The 21536-nt window shown below is 43.6% G+C and carries 18 protein-coding genes; 8 read left to right on the forward strand and 10 right to left on the reverse strand.

Annotation, left to right across the window (positions count from 1 at the left end; translation table 11 throughout):
• Positions 1-142 precede the first annotated feature (142 nt).
• The 5 genes from QZ019_RS02225 to QZ019_RS02245 are packed head-to-tail and all read left to right on the forward strand — an operon-like array spanning position 143 to position 5402.
• Positions 143-1159 carry an ABC transporter permease gene (locus QZ019_RS02225; protein ID WP_295481994.1) on the forward strand — a complete coding sequence of 339 codons (1017 nt, stop codon included), beginning with the start codon at positions 143-145 and terminating at the stop codon, positions 1157-1159.
• Positions 1159-2058, forward strand: a complete 900-nt coding sequence (locus tag QZ019_RS02230) for an ABC transporter permease (protein WP_294566157.1) — start codon at positions 1159-1161, stop codon at positions 2056-2058. Before QZ019_RS02225 ends, QZ019_RS02230 begins: the two co-directional genes overlap by 1 nt.
• 8 nt (positions 2059-2066) lie before the next feature.
• Complete coding sequence (locus QZ019_RS02235) at positions 2067-3038, forward strand: ABC transporter ATP-binding protein (RefSeq protein ID WP_295481996.1); 972 nt, start codon at positions 2067-2069, stop codon at positions 3036-3038.
• Positions 3035-4030 (forward strand): ABC transporter ATP-binding protein, encoded by a 996-nt coding sequence (locus QZ019_RS02240; protein WP_295481998.1) that lies wholly within the window; start codon positions 3035-3037, stop codon positions 4028-4030. Before QZ019_RS02235 ends, QZ019_RS02240 begins: the two co-directional genes overlap by 4 nt.
• The gene (locus QZ019_RS02245) at positions 4023-5402 is read left to right on the forward strand and encodes an MATE family efflux transporter (protein WP_295481999.1); all 1380 of its coding nucleotides are present in this window, start codon (positions 4023-4025) and stop codon (positions 5400-5402) included. Before QZ019_RS02240 ends, QZ019_RS02245 begins: the two co-directional genes overlap by 8 nt.
• On the opposite strand, the gene QZ019_RS02250 is transcribed toward QZ019_RS02245, so the two are convergent.
• The 9 genes from QZ019_RS02250 to QZ019_RS02290 all read right to left on the reverse strand — a co-directional run bounded on the left by QZ019_RS02250 (position 5395) and on the right by QZ019_RS02290 (position 13867).
• Positions 5395-6144, reverse strand: a complete 750-nt coding sequence (locus QZ019_RS02250; RefSeq protein ID WP_295482001.1) for a PHP domain-containing protein — start codon at positions 6142-6144, stop codon at positions 5395-5397. The genes QZ019_RS02245 and QZ019_RS02250 overlap by 8 nt on opposite strands.
• 9 nt (positions 6145-6153) lie before the next feature.
• Positions 6154-7440, reverse strand: a complete 1287-nt coding sequence (locus QZ019_RS02255; protein WP_295482003.1) for an NUDIX hydrolase N-terminal domain-containing protein — start codon at positions 7438-7440, stop codon at positions 6154-6156.
• Entirely contained in the window at positions 7424-8161 is a 738-nt protein-coding gene (gene tsaA, locus QZ019_RS02260; protein ID WP_294566174.1) for a tRNA (N6-threonylcarbamoyladenosine(37)-N6)-methyltransferase TrmO, read from the reverse strand. Before tsaA ends, QZ019_RS02255 begins: the two co-directional genes overlap by 17 nt.
• Complete coding sequence (gene rcsF, locus QZ019_RS02265) at positions 8154-8528, reverse strand: Rcs stress response system protein RcsF (RefSeq protein WP_295482004.1); 375 nt, start codon at positions 8526-8528, stop codon at positions 8154-8156. Before rcsF ends, tsaA begins: the two co-directional genes overlap by 8 nt.
• Before the next feature lie 68 nt (positions 8529-8596).
• Entirely contained in the window at positions 8597-9301 is a 705-nt protein-coding gene (locus QZ019_RS02270) for an HAD-IA family hydrolase (protein ID WP_295482005.1), read from the reverse strand.
• The gene (rpe, locus tag QZ019_RS02275) at positions 9301-9978 is read right to left on the reverse strand and encodes a ribulose-phosphate 3-epimerase (RefSeq protein ID WP_295482006.1); all 678 of its coding nucleotides are present in this window, start codon (positions 9976-9978) and stop codon (positions 9301-9303) included. The genes QZ019_RS02270 and rpe overlap by 1 nt, the downstream gene beginning before the upstream one ends.
• Positions 9975-12209: an SPOR domain-containing protein gene (locus QZ019_RS02280; protein WP_295482007.1), complete on the reverse strand. Its 2235-nt coding sequence runs from the start codon at positions 12207-12209 to the stop codon at positions 9975-9977. Before QZ019_RS02280 ends, rpe begins: the two co-directional genes overlap by 4 nt.
• A gap of 40 nt (positions 12210-12249) precedes the next feature.
• Positions 12250-13332 carry a 3-dehydroquinate synthase gene (gene aroB / locus QZ019_RS02285; protein ID WP_294566186.1) on the reverse strand — a complete coding sequence of 361 codons (1083 nt, stop codon included), beginning with the start codon at positions 13330-13332 and terminating at the stop codon, positions 12250-12252.
• Positions 13333-13345: 13 nt separating this feature from the next.
• Positions 13346-13867: a shikimate kinase gene (locus QZ019_RS02290; RefSeq protein ID WP_295482009.1), complete on the reverse strand. Its 522-nt coding sequence runs from the start codon at positions 13865-13867 to the stop codon at positions 13346-13348.
• Positions 13868-14287: 420 nt separating this feature from the next.
• Between QZ019_RS02290 and QZ019_RS02295 the strand changes: the two genes are divergently transcribed.
• From QZ019_RS02295 to QZ019_RS02305, 3 genes are all read left to right on the forward strand, one after another.
• Complete coding sequence (locus QZ019_RS02295; protein WP_295482010.1) at positions 14288-16717, forward strand: penicillin-binding protein 1A; 2430 nt, start codon at positions 14288-14290, stop codon at positions 16715-16717.
• A 376-nt stretch (positions 16718-17093) separates the two neighbouring features.
• The gene (locus QZ019_RS02300) at positions 17094-18596 is read left to right on the forward strand and encodes a ShlB/FhaC/HecB family hemolysin secretion/activation protein (RefSeq protein ID WP_295482011.1); all 1503 of its coding nucleotides are present in this window, start codon (positions 17094-17096) and stop codon (positions 18594-18596) included.
• 9 nt (positions 18597-18605) lie between these two features.
• A complete protein-coding gene (locus QZ019_RS02305) occupies positions 18606-20810 on the forward strand; it encodes a filamentous hemagglutinin N-terminal domain-containing protein (RefSeq protein WP_295482012.1) in 2205 nt (734 codons plus the stop codon).
• Between the two features lie 82 nt (positions 20811-20892).
• Here QZ019_RS02305 and QZ019_RS02310 read toward each other — a convergent pair whose 3' ends face one another.
• On the reverse strand, positions 20893-21456 hold the full coding sequence (locus tag QZ019_RS02310; RefSeq protein ID WP_295482013.1) for a C40 family peptidase: 564 nt from the start codon (positions 21454-21456) through the stop codon (positions 20893-20895).
• Between the last annotated feature and the right edge of the window lie 80 nt (positions 21457-21536).

Consider the following 21536-nt stretch of genomic DNA (forward strand, 5'->3'; position numbering starts at 1 on the left):
TCAGCTTAAAAGTACCCTTGCTTTTTGGTTTAAAGATACTTTTAAGCTTAAAAAGACCGCGATTCATTTTTTATTTAATGACAAACCTTGACCGTCTTTAGTTTGTCAGGCTTTTTACCGTATAGTAAAAACGAGGAACAACGTGCTTGTCTATTTTATAAAACGACTGCTGATGCTGATTCCGGTGCTCTTTTGCGTCTCGATTCTGGTTTTTCTCATCATGCGCGTTTTCTCCCCGGATCCTGCATTAATCGTATTGGGACAGCACGCCACCACCGAGAAAATCAACATGTGGCGTGAATCCATGGGGTTAAACGATCCTATCGTCACCCAGTACCTTGACTATATGAAAGCGGTATTCCAAGGCGATTTCGGCTATTCTTACTTTACCAACACCCCCGTTACCGACGAACTTTTAGCCCGTCTTCCCGCCACTATCGAACTTTCGGTTTTAGCCATTATTCTTGCAGCGTTCATAGGCATTTTCTTGGGCGTCCTTTCTGCCGTAAAGAAAAATTCCATTATCGATAACCTCACCATGACTTCAGCCCTTATCGGTGTTTCCATGCCGGTATTCTGGCTCGGTATGCTCCTTATCATTCTTTTTTCAGGTTATCTGCACTGGTTCCCCTCAGGCGGTCGCATTGATACCCTGATGCGCCCCATGGACGGTACCGGCTTTTATCTGTATGACACCTTAATCATCGGCGACTACGAAGCTTTCTTCAACGCGCTAGAGCATGCCATACTGCCTGCAATTACCCTTGCCGGATACTCCATGGCAATCATCACCCGCATGACGCGCTCAAGCATGCTTGATATCCTGCATCAAGACTATATCCGTACCGCCCGCGCCAAGGGACTTAGCGCCGTGTCGGTTATCGGCAAACACGCTTTCCGCAACGCCTTGCTGCCTATCGTTACCGTAATCGGACTGCAGTTTGGCTCATTGTTATCAGGCTCTATCCTTACCGAGACCGTTTTTGCCTGGCCTGGTATCGGTTCTTATTCCGTTGAGTGCATTTTACGCTCCGATTTCCCGGTGATTCAGGCGGTAGTTTTAATCATCGCCGTAATTTTTGTTGTAATGAACCTTTTAGTCGACTTGCTCTATGCCGCTTTGGATCCGCGAGTTAAATACTCAGAGGAGAGCGCATAATGTCCGAACTGACAAAAGAACTTAAAAAGCCCCGCAGCTCCCGTTTTTCCGACATGTGGGCATCGATTTACTCAAATAAAGCCGCGCTTACGGGACTTATCATTATCGCGCTTTTGGTTATATGCGCGATTACCGTTGCTATCTGCGATGCTTTGGGCATTCAAATTCTGCCTTACGATCCGAATCTTGCCGATATGGACAATGCCTTCGTCGCTCCCTGCGCCGAGCACTGGTTCGGAACCGATCAGCTAGGCCGCGATATTTTCAGCCGCGTTATCGACGGTACCAAGATATCATTAAGCGTCGGCGTCGCCGCCGTCTCTTTCTCTTTAATCTTAGGCACCATCTTAGGCGCTTTAGGCGGTTTTTACGGAGGAAAGCTTGATAACATCATCATGCGCTTTATGGACGTGATTTTATCCGTTCCTTCCATTTTGCTTGCCATCGCTTTCATGGCCGCATTAGGCCGCGGACTTGATAAAGCGGTGCTCGCCATCGGCATCGTGTCCATTCCCGAGTACGCGCGTATTGCCAGAAGCTGCGTGATGGCGGTAAAAGCCAATGATTATATTCAGGCGGCCATCGTCTCAGGCGACAGTAACCTGCGCATCATCTTCAGACATATTCTGCCCAATATCACCTCCCCTATCGTGGTGCGCGCCACTTTAGGCATTTCAATTGCCGTTCTTGATACGGCGGCTTTGGGATTTTTAGGCTTGGGCGTGCAGCCTCCGTATGCCGAATGGGGCGATATGCTGGCCCGTTCCCGCGGTTTTATATTCTCCGCACCATATACGCTGCTCTTTCCGGGTCTTGCCATAACCATCACCGTACTTGCGTTTAATCTTTTCGGTGACGGTCTGCGCGATGCCCTCGACCCGCGTTCAAGAAGAAGATAGGAGCTGCCATGTTACTTGAAGTAGAACACCTTACTACTGAGTTTGCGACACGCCGCGGTCCTGTCCAGGCAATCCGCGACGTAAGCTTTTCCATAGATAAAGGCGAAATCCTGGCTTTAGTCGGAGAATCAGGATCGGGCAAATCCGTAACCTCATTATCGATAATGAGGCTTTTAAGCTCCAACGGAACCATTTTGCCAAGCTCGGTAATTAAATTTAACGGCACGGATTTAATGACGCTTTCTGAAAAACAGATGCGGCACATCCGCGGCAACCGCATTTCCATGATCTTCCAAGAGCCGATGACCTCCCTAAATCCGATTTTTACGGTCGGAGATCAGATTTTAGAAAGCATCAGGCTGCACACGAAATTAAATAAAAAAGAAGCTAAAGAAAAACTTTTGCATCTTCTTGATACCGTAGGTATTCCCAATCCGGCAAAAAGAATCAACGATTATCCGCATCAGATGTCAGGCGGCATGCGTCAGCGCATCATGATTGCCATGGCGATGGCCTGTGAACCGGAGCTGCTTATCGCGGATGAGCCCACCACCGCGCTTGACGTTACCATTCAGGCCCAAATTCTTGATCTTATTTACAAGATGCGCGAGAAATTCAACATCTCGGTGCTGCTTATTACTCATGATTTGGGTGTCGTTGCCGAGGCCGCCGATAAAGTGGCGGTCATGTACTGCGGACGCATCGTTGAGCAGGGAACTACCGAAGAGATCCTAACGAATCCTTATCATCCTTATACTTTAGGCCTTTTAAAATCCATTCCGCGCCTTGATGATCACGCGTCGAGACTTTATATGATCCCCGGAATGGTTCCTCCGCCTGAAGAGGTTCCTGAAGGATGCGCTTTTGCCGATCGCTGCGATCGCTGCAGCGAACATTGCCGTCAGGCTCTTCCTCCGCTTAAGGTTATAGGCGACAGAAAAGTGCGCTGCATCAATTTTGAAGGACAGGGTAATTTATGACCGAAAAGAACCAAGAAATCCTGCTTTCTTTAAAAAACTTATGTAAATATTTTGAAATAAAAAGCGGTCTTTTCAACCATAAAAAAAGTTACTTAAAGGCTGTGGACAACCTGTCTTTGGATATTTACAAAGGCGAAGCTTTCGGTCTTGTCGGAGAGTCGGGCTGCGGTAAAACCACTTTAGGCAAAATGATCGCGGGACTTTACCATCCGACCAGCGGACAGATTTTATTTAACGGTACCGATCTTGCATCATTAAGTCGTAATGAACGCCGCAGATTCTGCCGCGACATTCAGATGATCTTCCAGGATCCCTACTCTTCTTTAAATCCCCGCATGACGGTCGAGGAAATCATCGCCGAGCCGATGATTGTCAATCATACCCACGACAAATCCGAAATCGGCCCGCGCGTTGAACATCTTTTAAACTGCGTAGGACTAGCTTCATCATACAAAAACCGTTACCCGCACGAATTCTCGGGCGGACAAAGGCAAAGGATCGGCATTGCAAGAGCTTTAGCCGTCTCCCCCAAACTTATCATTTGCGATGAAGCGGTTTCGGCTTTGGACGTTTCCATTCAGGCGCAGATTTTAAACCTGCTTGCCGATCTGAAAGAAGAATTCGGGCTTACTTATCTTTTCATCGCGCACGGTCTTGCCGCAGTCAAGCACATCTCCGACCGCATCGGCGTCATGTACTTAGGATCAATCCTTGAAGTAGCGCCCAAAGCATCAATCTACGACGATCCGCGTCATCCTTACACCAAAGCGCTTATTTCAGCCATTCCCGTAATCGATCCGAAAAAGCGTAAAGAGAGGATCCTGCTTACAGGCGATTTGCCAAGTCCCATCGATCCTCCGCAAGGCTGCCGTTTTGCCTCACGATGTTTTATGAAATGCAATCAAAAAGATGAAGCGCAAATATTAAAACCCTGCGCGCCAAATCATCTGGTTGCCTGCATCAAAGAAACCCCGGATCTTACACATGAGTAAATTCTCAGCACAGGACTTTTCCACCGGATCGGTTTACAAACATCTTCTTAACCTGGCCGTGCCCATGACCGCGGCCATGATAGTTCAAGTCTGCTACAGTCTTGTCGACAGAATTTACTTAGGCCATCTTTCAGATACTTCCAATATGGCGCTTACGGGACTTGGTTTGTCCTTCCCGTTGATTTCCATCGTCATGGCTTTCACCAGCCTCTTTTCCACCGGAGCCACGCCGCTTTTTTCCATGTACCGCGGCAAACAGGAGCCTAAGACCGCGCAAAGAATATTGGACAGCACCTATGCCATGATCCTGTTTTTTGCCGCAGGATTGATGCTTATTTTCTATACCGGATTTAAACCCATCATTTATCTCTTCGGCGGCAGCGATTTAAGTTATCCCTACGCAAGGGACTACCTTTTAATCTATCTTTTAGGTACTCCTTTAGTGATGTTAAGCTCGGGCCTTAGCGGTTTTATCAACGCTCAAGGCTTTCCTAAAGTCGCGATGCTAAGCGTAATGGCCGGAGCTGTCATCAACATCATCCTCGATCCGATTTTCATCTTTTATTTAGATCTTAAAATTCAAGGCGCGGCCATCGCCTCGGTTATTTCCCAGGCGGTATCGGCATTTATGGTGATCCGTTTTTTAACCGGGAAAAAATCTTTATTCAAGCTAAGGCTTAACCGCTTAAAACCTGACTTTAAGCTCTGCAGGCAAATTGTAGGCTTAGGCATTACCGGATTTACGATGCAAGGTACCAACGGCATTGTGCAGATCGCCTGTAACGTAACGCTAAAAGCGCACGGCGGCGATATTTATATCGGTATCATGACCGTTTTAATGTCGGTGCGCGACGTAATCTTTTTACCGATGCACGGACTTACCGACGCGGCCAAACCTATCATCGCTTTCAACTACGGCGCAGGACTTCTTTCCCGCATCAAGCAAAGCATCTGCTTTACGGCAATAAGCGCCACGTCTTATCTTTTTATCTGCTGGCTGATTATTTTCTATAATCCTGAAATCATCTTCGCGGTCTTTAACGCTGACGTCAACACTGAAGCTTTAGGCGTTCCCGCCCTGCATATCTACTTCTTCGGTTTCTTCATGATGGCGCTGCACGCTACCGGACAAACCACGTTCGTGGGACTTGGCAAAGCCAAGCCCGCCGTGTTCTTCGCGCTGTTTAGAAAGGTGCTAATCGTGGTACCGCTTACCCTTATTCTTCCTCAGATCGGGGATTTAGGCGTAAAAGGCGTATTTATGGCTGAGCCTATTTCCAACTGGCTAAGCGGTATTTTCTGTTTTGGCATGATGCTCTATACGGTAAAAATCCTGTTTAAAGAGCATCAGCAGCATCCTCTACCTACTTAAAGGGAGTGAAATACTCGCGCAGCTCCTTAATCGGGGCATGTCCGCGTGACTCAAGAAAATCAAGAACCTTGGCAGGGCTTGTGTTAATCACGTTTTCATAACCGAGTCCCGCGTCTTCAAGGACCTTTATCGACTCGTCAAAACAGCCTAAAAATGAAGCGATATGGGCATCGGATCCAAGGGATATGGCATTACCGAGACGAGCGGCGATTTTAGCAATCTTTACGCAGTTGTCATGACAGCCAAAGCGGGCGTTTACCGAAGTTGACGCGTTGATTTCAATCGCGACGTTATGCTCTTTGGCGCAAGCTAAAACTTCCTCATAATCAATCGGATATAAGCGAGCACCGGGATGCGCCAAAATATCGACTTTTCCTGATTCGATTACTTTAATTAAAAGTCTGGTGTGCTCTTTTTCGTTGGTCGGAGTGTAATTTGAATGTAAGGCCGCCAAAACGATATCCAGTTTTTCACGGATATAGTCCTCAATATCAAGGCATCCGTCTTCGGTGATATTGGCTTCAATGCCGCGCAGCACGGCTACATTACGGATAATGCGCGGGACAACCGTCAAATTGCTAAAGTGCCATTTATGCGGGCCGTCGGCTAAGGTAGGGCCATGATCGGTGGTTGCGAACATTGAAATTCCGGTATCCACCGCCTGCTCTACGTATTCGCCCAAAGTACTGTAAGCATGGGAGCATGCAACGGTATGAGTATGTAAATCAACTTGAAATCTCATAATTTTTCCTTAATCTACAATCGGCTGCCAATCCTTATTCTCATAAGCGGCAAAGCACATCATAAGCTGTTCATAAGACGTGGTATCAACTCTAAGTTTATCAAGAGGAAGCTCGTCTTTCCCAAAATATTTACGCTCTGAAGTTTCATTATTTTTAACAAACGCCAAAGCTTCATGGCGGCACAATACGAAAGCTTTTATGATCCCGTAAGGCAATGGCGGACTGTTGTAGCGTCTTCTGTCCAAAAGCGCGACAAGTTTATAGGGAACTGCCTTCACGCAGGCCTCTTCCCTTAACTCTTTAACCACATTGGAAAAAATAGTTCCGTCTTCCTCGCACCAGCCGCCTGGCATACTCCATAAACCGCTTGTTTCTTTAACCAGAAGAATTCTGCCGCGATCGTCAAAAGCCGCGCCGCGGGTATCGATTTTAGGGGTGATATATCCTTTGTCAAAACAAAAGGCGTCTTTAATTTGTTGAAGCGGGGCATCGGTATACGTGTGCATGATTTCAAGCGCGATTTCACGAAGCCTGGTAAAACGCTCGATATCAAAGCGATCTTTTGAATAGGCAAGACCGATTTGCCCGATTGCCTGAATTTCCCGAGCCCATTTAAACCACAGCATTTTAGAGTCATCACTTTTAACGGTTGCCGTTAATACCGACCACGGGGAAGCAAAATAATGCGTGCAGTTTAAATGCTCTTTTTGGGTGTATCCCCAAAGGGCAAGGGCAAAATCCACTCCGGCTTTATCGGCGCATTCAAGATCGGTCTTGGTGTCACCGATAAATAAAATCTCATGAGGCTTGGCGCCCGTATCCTGCATATACTTTAAAAGAGAATCGGGGTAAGGCTTAGGATGTTCAACATCGTCAGAGCATACCGCTTTTATAAAATACGGGGATAACTCAAGCGGAATATAATCGCCTAAAATTCCGTATTTACCGTAGTCAGACCGTTTTCTAGAAGTAATAATGCCAAGTTTTACGCCGCGGTTTTTTAAAATATCCAAAACCGCTAAAACTCCGTCAAAAAGCTTAACTGATGAAGATCGCTTTTCAATTGCCTTACACCATTTAGCGTAAGCTTCAGGAATTTTATCCTCGGAAAAACCGACGCTTTTAAGCGCTTCGTTAGACGGCAAGCCGAAAACCCGCCCCAGGCTTTCAACTGTTTCCAAAGTATCGGGGAAGTATTCTTTTACCACCTCATACAAAGAAATAACGTCGGCATCATGCGTGTCAACCAGCGTTCCGTCCAAATCAAATAAAATATGGCTATAACGATTTTGCATTTTTATTACTAAGCTTAATTACATCACATACTATAATTTTATTCCCTTCTGCCTTAAAAGCTATGTCATAGCCGTTAAAAGCGACCTTATAAATTTTGCCGTCCTCTTTTTTGCCTTTATAGGCAGGCCGCGGATCCTGCGCCAAAATTTCCGTTACGGCCTGTCGTTCTTTTAAAGTAAAAACGTTTAACAGATCTAAAACTTCAGGCAAAAAAACAACTTCTTTGACTGAAGGAGGCTTATCCGCAAAACCGCCCTTTGCTTCAGGATGAGCGTCAACGAAAGGAATATAAGGCTTAATATCGATGATCGGAGTGCCGTCAACCAAATCGGCACCTGAAACCTCAAGATAAGCCCTGCCGTTTTCTTCTCCTACCTTTTCAAGCTTAACCACCGAAAGACCTATTCTTGACGGGCGAAACGGAGAGCGGGAGGCAAAAACGCCCACCCGTTTATTGCCGCCAAGCCGCGGAGGCCGTACCGTGGCTTTAAAATCAGAGTACGGTGCTTTATCGAAAATAAACAGAAGATGAATATGAGAAAAACCCTGCAGGCCTTTAAAAGCCTCAGGGTCGCAATACGGAGGAATGAAAGTGATTTTGCTTACGACAGACGGCGCCAAACCGGGCTGCCGCGGTACGGCAAATTTCTGCAAATACGGACTATGAATAAAGCCTATAGGATGCAGGGAAAATTGCGGTATATCTTTAATCTCACTCATTTACTAACAATGCATCGGCATAGCAAGTAACCGAAACCTGACATGACGGAGTTTTGTTAATCTTAACGCATTTACCGAACACCACGGCATTAGCGCCCATATCGGCAGCCTTACGGCGCGCGTCAGTTCGTGCGTCAGCTTCATTTGCCGGAAAATCCCTATCGTCAATCTGACAGGATAAGCCTCTTACCAAACCTAAAGACTTATAGTTCTTGCCGGTAAGACCCTCATAGGTACTGTCTTCAACTGCCGAAGCCTTGTAATAATCCTTAAAATTATCAGGATCAAGGTTGGTGTTAAAAGCGACGCTTTCACAAGCGCAAAGGCCGCAAGACACGGCAAAAATCAAAGCACAAGACTTAAACATCACAAAAAATTCCTCAAAATTCTGCAAGCAAAGCCAAGATAAGTCTTAAATATTTTTCTCTGCCAAGCTTATGCATTATTTTTTAACGACAAGATTAAATCGGTAAACGCATTAAAATCATCAAACACATAATCAGGATGACAATTTCTTACGTCTTTGCCGCCGTTATAGCCATAGGTAAAAGCCACCGTGACCATATCAGCCCTTTGTCCTGCCAAAACATCGTTGTCACTATCCCCGACCATAACGGCATTTTGAGGATTAACGTTAAGTTTTTGACAAACATAAAGCAAAGGAAAAGGATCGGGTTTGCGCTCTTTTATGACTTCACCGCCTAAAACATAGTCAAAAAAGTCATTAAACCCCATATAGCCGATAAGAGGCTTGGCAAACATCTCGGCTTTGTTCGTGACTACGGCCATTTTAATGCCGAGCTCTTTAAACTTGTGAATACCACTTACAACTCCGTCATAAAGAGCGAAATTGGCATTAAGACCGTTTAAATACTCTTCATTAAAAGCTTCGCGGATTTTGGTCATTTCTTCTGCAGGAAGCATATCCACCGACACGTCAACTTTGCCGAAAATGGAACGCACCAGCATCATGTTGATGCCGTTGCCGATGTAGCGGCCGACGTCATCAACGCTTGGGGTTTTATAATTAAAACGCTTTAAAGTCGCTTGGACGGCATAGGCTATCTGCTCTTTAGTCTTGGCTAAAGTTCCGTCAAGGTCAAAAAGCAACAGCTCAGGAAGTTTTTTAAGTTCACGCATTATTCTTCACCTAAGGCCTGGCGCAAAGCAGCTGCGGCTTCTTTACGATCGGCTTTACCGAAAAAGGCCGATCCTACGACAAAAAGATTAGCCCCCGCGTCTGCGCAGGATTTAATCGTACGCGCATCCACCCCGCCGTCGACTTCGATTAAAGGTTTGACGTTGGCCTCAGTTGCCATGCGTTTGACATCAGCTACTTTCTGCAGACATGCAGGAATAAGTTTTTGTCCGCCAAAACCCGGATTTACCGTCATAACGAGTACGAAATCAAGTTTGTCCCACAAATAACGCAGACATTGAGGAGCGGTTCCCGGATTTAAAGCAAGACCCGCTTTGCAGCCTAAGCTTTGAATAAGGGTAAGCATCCTTTCGACATGAAAAGTTGTCTCGGGATGGAAAGAAATCATGTCGGCTCCTGCCTGAGCGTAATCCTCGATAATTTTGTCGGTTACCGGATCAACCATAAGGTGCACGTCAAAAACCACCTTGGGGAAACGGGCACGCATTGCCTTTAAAAAGCCGGGACCGAAAGTAAGATTCGGCACGAAATGATAATCCATCACATCAAAATGGATAACGTCAGAACCGTTTGCTAAAGCATCGGCAACATCTTTTTCAAGGTTAAGCAGATCGGCTGACAGAATCGATCCGGCGATTAAAAATCTCTTTTCACTCATTTCTTTTTATCCATTTCAAATTTAACTTGAGAAAACTTTTTAACAAAAGGTCCGCTTGCCTTAAGCGCACGCGGCAAACGGTTCACGGCTGCCTGCGCCTCGGAGGCTGAAGAATAATCGCCGTTTATAAGCACATACCATGGACGATTATTTCTTACGGTTTCATAGATCCAATAGCGGCCTTTGACTCCTGCTGAAACTTCAACGGCACGCGCGCGTGAATAAGCGCTTACAACCTGAACCGTGTAATGGGAATTATCTTTAAGCGCGATTTCGGCAACGGCTCCGGGAATTGCTTCACCGGTAAAAGGGATCCGGTCAAAGCGTAAAGTTTTATCTATTGCAGGAACTCTTTTTTTTGCTTGTACGTTTTTATTTGAGGAAGTAATGACGGCCTTAACGGGACCTGTTTGAGAAACGCGGTGTTTTACCTCGCTTCTGTCAATGACATGGGAAGCACCGGCAGTTTTTTCTAAAGCCTCATTTCCCGCCTCGGCAGGGGAGGTGGTTTCAGGACAAACCTCGGGCTCAGGCTTTATCTCATCTTTGACCTCTTTTACTAAATTCTCGGGAGCTGCCTTTTCATTATTTAATAAATTATCTTTTTCCTCTATTAAAGCGCTTTCTTCCTTGCCGAGGTTTTGAGATTTATCCTCCAGGGCAGGAACTGAAACTTGCGTCTTTTCCTCTTGATCTAAAACAGATGAAACTTCTTTAACTTCCTTATTGATTTCATCCTTAAAGTCATCGACTTTTTGTACGCCATCATCAACCTTTTCTTTAATTGCAGATTGAGTCTCTTTTACTTCCTGTTTAACCTGTTCTACAGCATCTTGTGCCTTTGAAGTCACGGCGGAAACTGCCGGTAAAGCTGCGGAAGCGGCCTGAGACACGGCGCTTTGAGAAGTCTTCGCAACTTCATCTTTTACCTGCTGCAAAACAGCATCGGCTTTCTCTGCAGGCAAGGCTCCATCTTGAGCTGCGTTATCAGCTGCAATAGGTTTCTTGACATCGTCAGATTCTTTTTCAGGTAAAGAAACCTCGCTGCTCTCTTGCTTGGCAGGAACAGGTTCCGCCTTATCATCTCCGGAGCTTACGCTATCGCTAGAAGAGCTGTCTTTAGCAGTGTCTTTTTGATTTCCTTCTTTCTCACCACCGGTAACGGCGGCAGAAATTTCTTTAGAAGATACGGCAGAGGTCCCGTCACCTGACGCCGTAGCGTCGTCATTTTTGGGTGAAGTATTTATAGAAGCTTTATTACTTGAAGATTCTTCAATCTTTTCAAGCGCGTCACCTGAAATTACCAACTCATTTTGCAGCTGAGAATCCTTACCTTCAACTTCAATGCCTTCATCTATCTTTTCGTTTAAAGCTCCGGCATCAACGGTAGCTTCTGGGACCTTTTCCTCTTCTACGACGGATACCTGCGGCTTAGTTTCATCTTTATCCATAAAGTAATAAGCCCCGCCGCCAACTAAAGCGGCAAGCAATAAAAGATACGGCCATTTACTGCTTGATTTTGCAGTGTTCTCGTCTTTTCTTACGGCACTTTCATCAGCGCTAAAGCGTTCGCGCCCTGTTTTTGCGACAGAATCTTCATCAAAACCGTCAACGGTTGCAAATACGGCAGCGGGCGTATAAATCTTACTTTTAAACAACGTAGGAAGCTTATCCCAATGACCTTCAAAAACCTCCATCTTGTTCTGACTTGCAAGGTACTCACGGCTTAAGAAAATGCACTCTTTATAATCAAGAGGCGGCACCTCAATGGGCTCCACGTTGAAAATCGTGCTTGCGGCTTTGGCGCTTTCAGCTGCGCATACGCCTAAAAACAAAAGCTTGCCTGAAAGTTCTTCAACCAAAGTATTTACTTCGCGCAAAAACTCCAAAGGCACGTCATCGATATCATCGGCGATAATTAAAGCCTTTAAATTCGTGACATCGACTTTAAGCAAAGTTTCAGTCAAAGGATAGTTGCAGGCGACGTTTTCTTCAGGAAACAGCTGCTGCAGTAAAAGCTCACGTAAATTTTCCTTACTTAAAGAAGAATTGCACGGCAGGAAAATTACCTGCATCTTGTCATCGGCAATTTCCGCTGCCAAATGGCAGATAGTCGATCGGCCGGAGCCTGTCTCTCCGCACAGAAGAACAACCGGCTCAATACCGGAGAGTTTTCTGATTATTCTTTGCGCCAACTCTTGCTGACTTTGTAATTCAACAATGTTCTCCATGCTACTACCCTTTTCTTTTACTGCTTTGATATCGAGAATTTTAGCGCATTGTTTCTAAAAGTTGCATTACGTAATCATCGGATAAATCAGAAAAAACCGCGCTTTTACCGATGGCTGTAGGCAGTACGTAACGAATGTGTCCTGATTTGACTTTCTTATCATGGCGCATCAAACGCATGAAATCACTGCCGGTCATGTTTTTAGGGAAATCGATAGGAAGCTTGGCTTTGTCAAGCAAAGCTGAAATGCGTTTTACCTCGTCATCACCTATAAGACCTTTATCCTTAGCAACTTTGGCGGCAATCACCGTTCCTGCCGCCACAGCCTCGCCATGAAGCCAGGTACCGAAACCTAAAAACGCTTCAATAGCATGCCCGAAAGTATGACCTAAATTTAAAAGCGCACGAATTCCGCCTTCCCTTTCATCCATGGCTACGACTTTAGCTTTAATCTCACAGCAGCGATAAACGATCTGCTCAAGCAGCGGAACGTCAAAAGAAAGCAGTTTATCGGCATTATCCTCAAGGAATTTAAAAAACTCCCCGTCAATGATGATTCCGGCTTTAATCACCTCAGCAAGCCCTGCCGCTCTTTCTTTCTCGGGCAGCGATTTAAGCGTATTGATATCGGCAATCACGGCCTTAGGCTGATAGAAAGCGCCGATCATGTTTTTGCCCTGCGGATGATTGATGGCGGTTTTACCGCCGACGGAAGAATCCACCATGGCAAGCAAAGTGGTAGGCATCTGCACGTAAGGAACGCCACGCTGATAAGTTGCCGCGGCAAACCCCGTCATATCTCCGACAACTCCGCCGCCTAACGCGATTAAAGCGCAATCACGACCGAAAGATGCCGAAAGTAATGCAGTCATGATCTGCATATATGAATCAACGGTTTTATAGCACTCCCCGTCAGGTAAAATGCAGGTTGCAACTTTAAATCCCGCCTCTTCTAAAGAGGCGCGGCACTTATCCAAATATAAAGGAGCGATGGTTTCATTGCTTACGATCATCACATCCTGACATTTAGGCAGCGCTTTTCTGCACAATTGACCGTAATTTAAATCTTCACCGATATAAATCGGATAAGAACGCTCTTTTAAATCAACATTCAAAATCTGCATACAATAATCCTAATCATCTGTTTTCTAAAAACTCATCAATTAAGACAGCAAGCTTCTTAGGTCCCAATTCATCGGTATTTACCGTAAAATCGGCAACTTCTTTATAAAAAGGCAATCTTTTGGCGTATAAATTTTCAAGCCGCGCAAGTCTGTCTTCCGTATCGATCATCGGGCGGTTGTTGTCGTGCTCGGTTCTTTTAAACTGCACTAAAGGACTTGTGTCCAAAAATACGCAAATGCAGTTTTCTTTAATCAATTTACGATTCTCTTCAACGGTAATAATGCCGCCGCCGGAAGATAAAACGGCTTTTTCATGGATATAGGTTTTCAATACGGCCGTTTCTCTTTCACGAAAACCGCTTTCACCAAAATTCTTAAAAATTTCAGGAATGGACATACCGTTAAATTTAACGATTTCTTCATCAAGGTCGATTAGCGGCAAAGAAGTTAATCTGTTTAGTGCTCGACCTACCGTGGTTTTTCCCGATCCCATGGGACCGACCAAAATAAGCGGACGCTCCAGGCATAGAGGCATCTTTATCTCCGAATATCTTATTTAAGATAAGTCTGTTATTCTTAAATCAAATTCCATTAAAACAATGGTTAAGCATAACACGATTTAAGGGTCTTTTCTTTTTACGATAGCAGATGCCCATTACCGGTTAAAAAATACGGATAATCACTTAAGACACAATCAAGCCCGTATCAGGCTTTACTTATAAGCTTAAAAAAAGACATTATTTAAGAGCCCCCAAAATATAACTTTCTTATATTAACAGTTACCGCTTTATCAGCTGTAAAACCGGTTCAAAGCGTTAGAGCGCTATGCATTGCAAAAAAACATGCGTCTTAAAACGACATATAGATAAGGGTCTTAGCCTAAAGTACTTGGTATTTGACACTTGTTTTTTTGGTAAAATATACGCTATTGCTTAAAAAAGAATAGAGGTATGCAGTGATTTTACGCATCATCCGTGGATTCTTTTGGTCATCTCTTTTATGCATTGCATTAGCCGGCGGAGCGGTTGCCGGCATTTACTATAATACTTTAGGAGAGATGCCTGACGTTGAAGAATTAAAGAATGTAACCTTTGAAACCCCGATGCAAATCTTTACCGCCGACGGTCTTTTAATCGGTGAATTCGGGGAAAACAAACGTATCCCAGTCGATATCAAAGATATCCCGGTAAAAATGCAGCAGGCATTCCTTGCCATTGAGGATTCAAGATTTTACGAACATTCAGGCATTGATCCGATTGGCATCATCCGTGCCGCCGTCGTATCCATAAGCAACGCCTCCGCAACCCAAGGCGCCAGTACCATCACCCAGCAGGTTGCCCGCAATTTCTTTTTAACTCGAGAAAAAACCATTAAGCGTAAATTAAAAGAAATCTTTATTTCATGGCGAATTGAACAGGTTCTCTCTAAAGATGAAATCTTAGAGCTTTACTTAAACAAAATCGCTTTAGGCCACCGTTCATACGGTGTTGCCGCCGCAGCTTACGTCTATTACGGAAAAGAACTTAAAGATCTTACTTTAGGTGAAATCGCCACCATTGCAGGTCTGCCTAAAGCCCCTTCGACTTTAAACCCCATAACAAGCCCAATTCGCGCCAAAGATCGCCGTCATCTGGTCTTAGGCCGCATGCTTGAGCTTGGGTACATTACGCAAGAAGAATACGAAGCTGCCGATAACGAACCTTCAGGTGCCGTTTTCCACGGCGCACCAATTGAGCTTAACGCTCAATACGTAGCCGAAGAGGCAAGACAATTTGCCCTTGAAAAATACGGAGATGACGCGTACACCGCAGGTCTTCGCATCTATACCACCGTAAATTCAAAAGATCAGATAGCAGCTCAGTATGCCGTATTCAAAGGTCTTAGCAATTACGATCAGCGTCACGGCTACCGTAAAGCCAGCATCAACGTACGCAACATTGAAGATTTTGAAGTTACCGAAGAAAACATCAAAAAGCTTCTTGCACAAAACGATGTGTACAACTATGTGCATCCCGGTGTCGTAACCAAGATTGACGATAAAAAGCGTACTGCGCAAATCATGCGTAAAAACGGTTTTGCCGAAACCATTCCCTGGGACGGAATGAAATGGGCGCGCCGTTTTATCAATGACAAGCGCCAAGGCGCAGCTCCGCGCAAACCGTCTGATTTTTTAAGCGCAGGAGATCTTGTCTATACCTATGTCACCGATGACGGAAAGCTGCGCTTATCGCAGATCCCCGACGCCGAAGCCGCTTTAGTCGCGCTGCGTCCGAGAGACGGCGCCATCGCTGCCATGGTCGGCGGATATGATTTTAATAAGAGCAAATTCAATCGCGTAGTCCAATCCATTCGTCAAACCGGTTCAAACTTCAAACCTTTCTTGTATTCGGCCGCGGTTGCCAAAGGCATTGCCGTCAACTCCACATTAGTTGACGCTCCGCTTAAAATGTGGGAGCCGGGATCTCGTACCTGGTGGGAACCTAAAAACACTCCTAACCGCTATGACGGCGTCATGACACTGCGCGAAGGTCTTGCCCGTTCCAAAAACATCATTTCAATTAAGCTCATCAACAAAGTTGGCATTGACTCAACCGTCGAACACGTTAAAAAATTCGGCATTGAAGTACCTAAATCCCAGCAAGTTACTTCCATGGCTTTAGGCGTGGTTGAAATGTCGCCGCTGCAGCTTGTCAGCGCTTTCTCCGTCTTTGCCAACGGCGGCTACAAAGTCAAACCTTACCTTGTGTCCCGCATTGAAAAAGATGGTCAGGTTATTTATGAGGCAAATCCTAAAATTGCCGATCCTAATTTCCCTGACACTGTAGTCAATGACATCGCATTAAAATATAAAGAAGACGTAGAAGTGCCCGAGAACAGCGCCGAACAGGTACTGTCGCACGGACATGCCTTTATAGTCTCGGATTTGATGCGCTCGGTTATCTACGGCGGTACCGGAATCGGTCATCATTTCGGCGGTACCGGCAACCGTGCCGCCCGCTATACCGGCAGAACCGATCTGCACGGCAAAACCGGAACCACCAATGATATTCACGACGCGTGGTTCTCGGGATTTAACGGCAATTTGGTTGCTACTGCCTGGGTGGGATTTGATGACAGCCGCAACTTAGGCCACAGTTATGCAGGTCCTGAAGGCGGCGCATATACTGCATTACCGATCTTTACTGAATTTTTCAAACGTGCACAGGATAAAAACGTACCGCCTGCACTAATTGACAAACCCAAAGAGGTTACAATGCAGACGTACAACGGCGTAAAAGATTACGTACTGCCTGGAACATTCGTCGTATCCCAACAGCCTACGGGACAGGCGGTTGAAAATACCGGCGTAAATACCAGCAATATCAGTGAAGATTCTATTTTCTAGAAGGAGAAGTAAAAAGTGAAAGCAGGAGCTCACAGTTTTCGCAAGGTAGCGACATTAAATCGCAGACGTCGCCGCTACCTGACACAGAAGCTTGCTAAACGAAGACAAAGAGATAGAAGAGAAGTTTTATTCTTCCAGCAGCAACAGCCAGATAAATAATTTAAATGCAGCCTGTCACATGACAGGCTGCGTTATTTTTACCTCTCTAAAAATCATCTAAAAAAAGATTTTTTTACGCATCCCCAAAAATTTTGCCACTTATATATCGGCTCCGTTAACACGTTGTGTGCAATTTGCAGTGTTTACGGCCTTAGCGTTTTTAAAGTTTTGTAACAATAGCAGCTCTTTTAACAATAACAATTAAGAGCTCAAAACCATGCACAAAACGTTATTTAAAACTCTTGCTTTTGTAAGCGCTCTTGCCTGCAGTTTTTCAGGCTACGCCCAATCCTTTCATTTAGAAGACATTCAGGTACGATCGCAAGGCAGCGTCAATCCCGCAAAACTTAAAGATGTTCTTAAAAATTTTATCGGTAAAAACATAAGTGCCGAACTTTTACAGCAAATCATCAATGAAGTATCCGTCTATTATCGTGACAACGGCTACCCGGGCTCTCTTGCCGTCATCCCCGAACAAACGATAAACCATGGAATATTAAATGTTGAAGTATTAACGCCGCACCTTAACCGCGTAATTATCAAAAACGATCGCGACTACTTAAGAAAAGGAGCGGAAGAAAGGCTTTTTTATAGGCTTAAAAAGCTTGAAGATAATGCACTTAATCTTGATGATATCAGCTCGTATCTGTTAAAGCTCTCAGATTTAGGAAGCTTTAACCTTAAAGCCGAATTCAACACCGATAATGAAAATTATCTTGATAATCTGCATATAAACGTTCAGCCTAAAAACAAAATAGATTTTCTTGCCTTTTCGGATAATCACGGAACGAACGCTTCAGGCAAATATCGTTTAGGCGGTGTGATAAAAGTAAACAGTCTTACAGCAAATGCCGATAATCTGTCCTTGTTTTACGCCCGATCTTCCCAAAAACAGAATAACTACTCACTTACTTATGAATTTCCTTTAAACTCACATCCCACGGTTTTAGGCGTCAACGTATGCTTAAGCGATTATGAACTTGGAAAAGAATATGCAGCACTAGGAGCCAAGGGAACGGCACAAACATATGAGATGTACTTAAAGGAGCCCGTTTATAGAAGCAACAGCGCCAAAATCGATTTTCTTTTAGGAGCAAGATACCGCGATCTTAAAGACGAATTTACAAACTTCGATTTAAAGTTCAAAAAGCACTCTACCGCAGCTTACGGAACTCTTGCTTTTGAACATAAAGACGAACGCTTTTTCTTATCAGGATTTGCCAAAGCTACTTTAGGCCGCCTTTATGCCGATGACGATTACAACGTAATAAATGACGGATCTTTTGTCATCGGCAATTTCGGAATAAACGCCGGGTACAGATTCAATGAAGTTACAGCAGTGGAACTGCGCAACGAATTACAGCTGGCATCAACCGCGCTTGAAGGGTCGGAGCAATTCTCAGCAAGTGGAGCTAACGCGGTGTCAGCTTATGATCCGTCAACGGCATCAGGTGACTTCGGCGCTTTATCTTCCCTATCACTTTCCGTTTCCCCTTTTAAAAGCCTAAATCTTTCCTTTAAGCCGCATTTTGACGCTGCCGTAGTCAAATCCCGAAATTTTAAATATGTGGATATATACGGTGCCGGATTGTCTGCCGAGCTTAAATACCACGGTTTTTTCAGTTCATTGGATTTGTCGACCGTCATCGGCAACAAACCTTATAAAGACTGCGATGACAGTCAAATTTTCTTTCGCGTAGGTTATGACTTTTTTAACTAAGGAGCTTTCATGAAAAATCTCAATAAATTTATCTTAGCATTCTTGCTGATCCCGTCTTTTAGTTTTGCCGCAACCTTACCCCATGGCGGAGAATTTATTAAAGGAAACGGCTCAATTGCCAACCAAGGCAATACTCTTAATATTTCATCACAAGACTTAAACAACGTTATTAAATGGAACGGCTTTGATATCGGAAAAGACGGAAACGTAAATTTTGATAAAAACAATTACCTTAATTTGGTAAAAAGCTCAAAAAGCACTTTGATAGAAGGAAATCTGTCAGGTGGCGGCAAAGTTTTTATCGTTAATCCTAACGGAGTGACTCTTGCCTCAGGATCAAACGTAGCCGTTCCCACGTTCGGTGTTTCAACGGCAAAATTCAATGACAAAATGATTGAAAACTTTACGCAAAACGGCGTCATTGAAATAACCGGAAAAGGTATGGGTAAAGTTACCGCTCTTTCTACAATCAAAACCAACAACCTTATCATTGACGGCGGACAAATTATTATCAAAGCTGCCGAAGACATAAAAAATTTCGCAGGCAAACAGAGACTGCAGCACTTGGTAAACGGTAATGAAATCAAACTTAAAAGTTCAACCAAACGCATTGATATAGGAGCAAAAGCCAAACTTAATCTTGAAAAGGATTTTAATCTGTCTAAAGAGGAAGGTCTTATCGATCATTCTGGAGAAATAGCAATTTCAACAGCTGATGAATTTAAAAAAATCTTTGAGGATCTGAATGGTGATTATTGGTTAACTAATAATATTAAATTAGAAAATTTAGAATATCCAATTTCAGCAGCTAATCAATTTGAAGGTAATTTAGATGGGGCTTTTAATAAACTTTCTTACAATATTAGTTACAACTATGATCAAAATTTATTTCAATATCCAAATCTTGGATTATTCGCAGAACTTGATAATGCCACAGTCAAAAATTTAAAGATTAGCGACAGCTCAATCCATGTTTCAGGAAATAATATAAGTAAAAATATAGGAGCGCTTGCCGGAATAATAAATAACAGCACCCTTGAAAACATTAGCGTTGAAAACTTTAAAGTAAGTTTTGAAAATCCTTCTTATTTAAACAATACGATAAATGTAGGAGCATTAGCAGGCAGTGCCGAGGGTAGCAACAAATTCACTAACATTATTTCTTCTTTTGCCAAAGATACAGAACTTCTTCTTAATAAAGAAAATCTTTATTTAGGCTCGGTTTTAGGAAGTGCATCAGGTTCAATTGAAACTTACGGACTAGTAAGCGGAAATTCATATAACAGTGATTTAAAAATCGCGGCTATAGGTAAAAATAACAGCGATACTTCCATAGCATCAACAATTAGCGAAGGAATTAAAAACACAGAAGAAAAATCAACCGACAAAGATATTATGCTTGATGCTTTTGTAATTAATAAAGATAAAAGCTCAGCTGAACTTTCGGGATTTTTAACTCCTTATTTTGTTGAAGATTACGTTATTGAATATGACGGTAAAAATCATACCTATCAGGATTTGGCCAGCGCTCCCGGTTTTAATGCGGGAGACTATATAGAAGCCAATCATTCCAATATTAAAAATGTCGGTTCTTATGACATAGACTTAAGCGCTGATACGGATAAATTTTATTTTATAAGCGATAACGGACAAAAGAGTTTTGCAGCGACCGCTAAGGTAACGGTAACCCCTAAGGACTTAGGAGAAATAGTTATCAGCGATATCACTTTAGGGCAAGGCGCTGACTTTAATTTTTCACCTGGTGAAATAATCTCAAACCTGGATAAACTTCCTCTTTGTGAAGGTGACAGTATTGATGATTTAAATCTTGTCGTAAAGATAACCAAAAGTTCGGAAAAGCCTAATTTCTACTACATAACTTTAGAATCTAAAGAAGGCTCTTCTTCTAATTACACATATACGATAAAAGGCGGAACCTTAAGTACTGACTTTCCGATTACCGATCCTATAGATCCCGATATGAATATTGATCCTGATTTTTCCGTCGTGACGCAAACACCTTTGGAACCTGCCAAAAGGCATCCGAATTTTAAAAAAGCACTTTCTGACAGCAGATGTGATTACTGCACCAAACGCGGAGAAATTTTTAAGAAAAATTTAAACAAAAAAGGGGAACTAAAATTCGATAATGCCGTCCAAGGATTGAATGTTGAGAAATCTAGAAAAGAGATTGCTGAATTTAAAGATTTTTAAGCACGAGTTTCCCGGATTTTAAGACTTTTTCATTTTTACTTTCCCGATATGATTACGGCAGGTTTTATGACCTGCCGTTTTTTTATCTTAAGGGACCTGCACAAGCTTTTAAATAGCGTCTTTTATAATATGGATTCTCGGAAGAGGTTTCTTGAACACCGGTTTGTGCTGAATGGATAAAAGCAAAAGTTCCGGTTTTAGGATTTACTTTAGAAACGATGCCTACATGACCGATGCGCTGTGAAATACGCCGTCCGCTAAAGAATACCAAGTCACCTACTTTTAACTGTCTTTTATCTTTAATTCTGCGTGAAGAATCATATTGTGCGGCAGAAGTACGCGGTACTTTTACATTAAATTTCTTAAAGACATAAGTAACAAACCCCGAGCAGTCAAATCCGCGCGGAGTAGTACCGCCCCAGCGATAAGGAACACCGATATAACGATATGCGGTACGCAATAATTCTTTTTCGCTTACCTTAAGCTTCCCGAATTTTTTATAGTGAGCATCCTGTCCTTTAGCGGCTTGCTGGATCTGATGCGTAGATTCATATCTGCCGACATTAGCGAAGACAGAATTAGTGCAGCCTGTGTGAAAAAGCAAAGCACAAACGGCAGCGATACAAATAATACGGGAAGACTTCATAAGAAATTAGAATAAATAATAACAAGTTATATCTTTTATATATTATCCCGATTTTTATAATTTTTACAATCTTTTTTAAG

It is taken from the genome of uncultured Succinatimonas sp. (genome assembly GCF_905203285.1).
In the GTDB taxonomy this organism is placed as follows: Bacteria; Pseudomonadota; Gammaproteobacteria; order Enterobacterales; family Succinivibrionaceae; genus Succinatimonas.